4 protein-coding genes are annotated in these 3,928 nt (G+C 62.4%); 3 read left to right on the top strand and 1 reads right to left on the bottom strand.

What is annotated here, in order from left to right; translation table 11 throughout:
- Positions 1 to 79 precede the first annotated feature (79 nt).
- Positions 80 to 472, top strand: a complete 393-nt coding sequence (locus tag PG887_RS21870; protein ID WP_001351729.1) for a cysteine hydrolase family protein — start codon at positions 80 to 82, stop codon at positions 470 to 472.
- 137 nt (positions 473 to 609) lie between these two features.
- Positions 610 to 1,494 (top strand): DMT family transporter, encoded by an 885-nt coding sequence (locus PG887_RS21875; protein WP_000058717.1) that lies wholly within the window; start codon positions 610 to 612, stop codon positions 1,492 to 1,494.
- Between the two features lie 31 nt (positions 1,495 to 1,525).
- Here PG887_RS21875 and tet(A) read toward each other — a convergent pair whose 3' ends face one another.
- Complete coding sequence (gene tet(A) / locus PG887_RS21880; protein WP_000804064.1) at positions 1,526 to 2,725, bottom strand: tetracycline efflux MFS transporter Tet(A); 1,200 nt, start codon at positions 2,723 to 2,725, stop codon at positions 1,526 to 1,528.
- 105 nt (positions 2,726 to 2,830) lie between these two features.
- Here tet(A) and tetR(A) point away from each other — a divergent pair, with 105 nt between their 5' ends.
- On the top strand, positions 2,831 to 3,481 hold the full coding sequence (gene tetR(A), locus PG887_RS21885; RefSeq protein ID WP_000164043.1) for a tetracycline resistance transcriptional repressor TetR(A): 651 nt from the start codon (positions 2,831 to 2,833) through the stop codon (positions 3,479 to 3,481).
- Positions 3,482 to 3,928: the final 447 nt, after the last annotated feature.

Raw genomic sequence — 3,928 nt, forward strand, 5'->3', positions numbered from 1 at the left:
CCGGCACCTTGCGCAGGTTGTCGGCGTTCATCTCACGCAGGGTCTGCACGGCTGCCAGCACGCCTTGCGCGGCCGGCCCGTGCTGTTCCCCAACTTTTCGCTCGGCGAAGAGTATGAACATGCGCCGCCGGCGACGAATCGCCAAATCTCACCGTATCTCCCGAGCGGACGATTTCGCACCGGTCTGCCCGTCGAAGGGCTTGCGATCGAACGGGGCGACCTTTTCTATGCATGTCCGCGAGCCAGCGTCTTTTATGGCACGGCGCTCGACGCCGACCTTCGGACGCGCGGCGTAAGCACGCTTGTCATGGCCGGGATAAGCACCACCGGCGTTGTTCTTTCAAGCGTCGCCTGGGCTAGTGATGCGGACTACGACGTGCGTTTGGTCCAGGACTGCTGCTACGACCCGGATCGGGATGCCCACGAAGCTCTGTTGCGTTCCGGGTTCGGCGGACGTGTACAGGTCGTGTAATTTTCGGGCCTCGCATGATCGCGGCCATAGCCGCAGGTGGATTGGTGCGAGGCAGGGCCAGTCCAAGTCAGGGTGCGGTCATCGCGGCGCCTGCAACTCTCAAAAACCCATCGCCGTAGCGGAGGTCTTGTAATCGCATGTCATTACGCACGCCCGATTTATTGTTCACAGCGATAGCACCTGCCATTTGGGGCAGCACCTACATTGTCACCACCCAATACCTGCCGAACTTCTCACCGATGACGGTCGCGATGCTGCGGGCGTTGCCGGCGGGTTTATTGCTCGTGATGATCGTCCGACAGATTCCAACGGGAATCTGGTGGATGCGCATCTTCATCCTCGGCGCACTTAATATTTCGCTATTCTGGAGCTTGTTGTTTATTTCGGTCTACCGCCTGCCGGGCGGGGTCGCGGCGACGGTAGGCGCTGTGCAGCCGCTGATGGTCGTGTTCATCTCTGCCGCTCTGCTAGGTAGCCCGATACGATTGATGGCGGTCCTGGGGGCTATTTGCGGAACTGCGGGCGTGGCGCTGTTGGTGTTGACACCAAACGCAGCGCTAGATCCTGTCGGCGTCGCAGCGGGCCTGGCGGGGGCGGTTTCCATGGCGTTCGGAACCGTGCTGACCCGCAAGTGGCAACCTCCCGTGCCTCTGCTCACCTTTACCGCCTGGCAACTGGCGGCCGGAGGACTTCTGCTCGTTCCAGTAGCTTTAGTGTTTGATCCGCCAATCCCGATGCCTACAGGAACCAATGTTCTCGGCCTGGCGTGGCTCGGCCTGATCGGAGCGGGTTTAACCTACTTCCTTTGGTTCCGGGGGATCTCGCGACTCGAACCTACAGTTGTTTCCTTACTGGGCTTTCTCAGCCCGGGGACCGCCGTGTTGCTAGGATGGTTGTTCTTGGATCAGACGCTGAGTGCGCTTCAAATCATCGGCGTCCTGCTCGTGATCGGGAGTATCTGGCTGGGCCAACGTTCCAACCGCACTCCTAGGGCGCGTATAGCTTGCCGGAAGTCGCCTTGACCCGCATGGCATAGGCCTATCGTTTCCACGATCAGCGATCGGCTCGTTGCCCTGCGCCGCTCCAAAGCCCGCGACGCAGCGCCGGCAGGCAGAGCAAGTAGAGGGCAGCGCCTGCAATCCATGCCCACCCGTTCCACGTTGTTATAGAAGCCGCATAGATCGCCGTGAAGAGGAGGGGTCCGACGATCGAGGTCAGGCTGGTGAGCGCCGCCAGTGAGCCTTGCAGCTGCCCCTGACGTTCCTCATCCACCTGCCTGGACAACATTGCTTGCAGCGCCGGCATTCCGATGCCACCCGAAGCAAGCAGGACCATGATCGGGAACGCCATCCATCCCCGTGTCGCGAAGGCAAGCAGGATGTAGCCTGTGCCGTCGGCAATCATTCCGAGCATGAGTGCCCGCCTTTCGCCGAGCCGGGCGGCTACAGGGCCGGTGATCATTGCCTGGGCGAGTGAATGCAGAATGCCAAATGCGGCAAGCGAAATGCCGATCGTGGTCGCGTCCCAGTGAAAGCGATCCTCGCCGAAAATGACCCAAAGCGCGGCCGGCACCTGTCCGACAAGTTGCATGATGAAGAAGACCGCCATCAGGGCGGCGACGACGGTCATGCCCCGGGCCCACCGGAACGAAGCGAGCGGGTTGAGAGCCTCCCGGCGTAACGGCCGGCGTTCGCCTTTGTGCGACTCCGGCAAAAGGAAACAGCCCGTCAGGAAATTGAGGCCGTTCAAGGCTGCCGCGGCGAAGAACGGAGCGTGGGGGGAGAAACCGCCCATCAGCCCACCGAGCACAGGTCCCGCGACCATCCCGAACCCGAAACAGGCGCTCATGAAGCCGAAGTGCCGCGCGCGCTCATCGCCATCAGTGATATCGGCAATATAAGCGCCGGCTACCGCCCCAGTCGCCCCGGTGATGCCGGCCACGATCCGCCCGATATAGAGAACCCAAAGGAAAGGCGCCGTCGCCATGATGGCGTAGTCGACAGCAGCGCCGGCCAGCGAGACGAGCAAGACCGGCCGCCGCCCGAAACGATCCGACAGCGCGCCCAGCACAGGTGCGCAGGCAAATTGCATCAACGCATACAGCGCCAGCAGAATGCCATAGTGGGCGGTGACGTCGTTCGAGTGAACCAGATCGCGCAGGAGGCCCGGCAGCACCGGCATAATCAGGCCGATGCCGACAGCGTCGAGCGCGACAGTGCTCAGAATTACGATCAGGGGTCTGTTGGGTTTCACGTCTGGCCTCCGGACCAGCCTCCGCTGGTCCGATTGAACGCGCGGATTCTTTATCACTGATAAGTTGGTGGACATATTATGTTTATCAGTGATAAAGTGTCAAGCATGACAAAGTTGCAGCCGAATACAGTGATCCGTGCCGCCCTGGACCTGTTGAACGAGGTCGGCGTAGACGGTCTGACGACACGCAAACTGGCGGAACGGTTGGGGGTTCAGCAGCCGGCGCTTTACTGGCACTTCAGGAACAAGCGGGCGCTGCTCGACGCACTGGCCGAAGCCATGCTGGCGGAGAATCATACGCATTCGGTGCCGAGAGCCGACGACGACTGGCGCTCATTTCTGATCGGGAATGCCCGCAGCTTCAGGCAGGCGCTGCTCGCCTACCGCGATGGCGCGCGCATCCATGCCGGCACGCGACCGGGCGCACCGCAGATGGAAACGGCCGACGCGCAGCTTCGCTTCCTCTGCGAGGCGGGTTTTTCGGCCGGGGACGCCGTCAATGCGCTGATGACAATCAGCTACTTCACTGTTGGGGCCGTGCTTGAGGAGCAGGCCGGCGACAGCGATGCCGGCGAGCGCGGCGGCACCGTTGAACAGGCTCCGCTCTCGCCGCTGTTGCGGGCCGCGATAGACGCCTTCGACGAAGCCGGTCCGGACGCAGCGTTCGAGCAGGGACTCGCGGTGATTGTCGATGGATTGGCGAAAAGGAGGCTCGTTGTCAGGAACGTTGAAGGACCGAGAAAGGGTGACGATTGATCAGGACCGCTGCCGGAGCGCAACCCACTCACTACAGCAGAGCCATGTAGACAACATCCCCTCCCCCTTTCCACCGCGTCAGACGCCCGTAGCAGCCCGCTACGGGCTTTTTCATGCCCTGCCCTAGCGTCCAAGCCTCACGGCCGCGCTCGGCCTCTCTGGCGGCCTTCTGGCGCTCCTGCTGCGGCGTCCGCTCGTGGGCCGTGGCGCGGGTCCGCGCGCCGGCCTCGTGCGCCTGGCGCTCGCGGGCGAGGTCCAGGGCGGCCGTCTTCACGTTCTGCCTTGCGCAGATGAGATAGGGGAGCCCGCAGAATTCGGAAAAAATCGTACGCTAAGGTTTTCCGGGCATCCGTAAGGGCCGAAACTTCCGGTCTTCCAGTCTGCGGCTCTGCCGCCAGACGTAATCGCCGGTTAGGTTGATGTGCTCCCAGCCCAGCGGCGACAGGA

It is taken from the genome of Aeromonas sp. QDB14 (genome assembly GCF_027707845.1).
In the GTDB taxonomy this organism is placed as follows: domain Bacteria; phylum Pseudomonadota; class Gammaproteobacteria; order Enterobacterales; family Aeromonadaceae; genus Aeromonas; species Aeromonas caviae.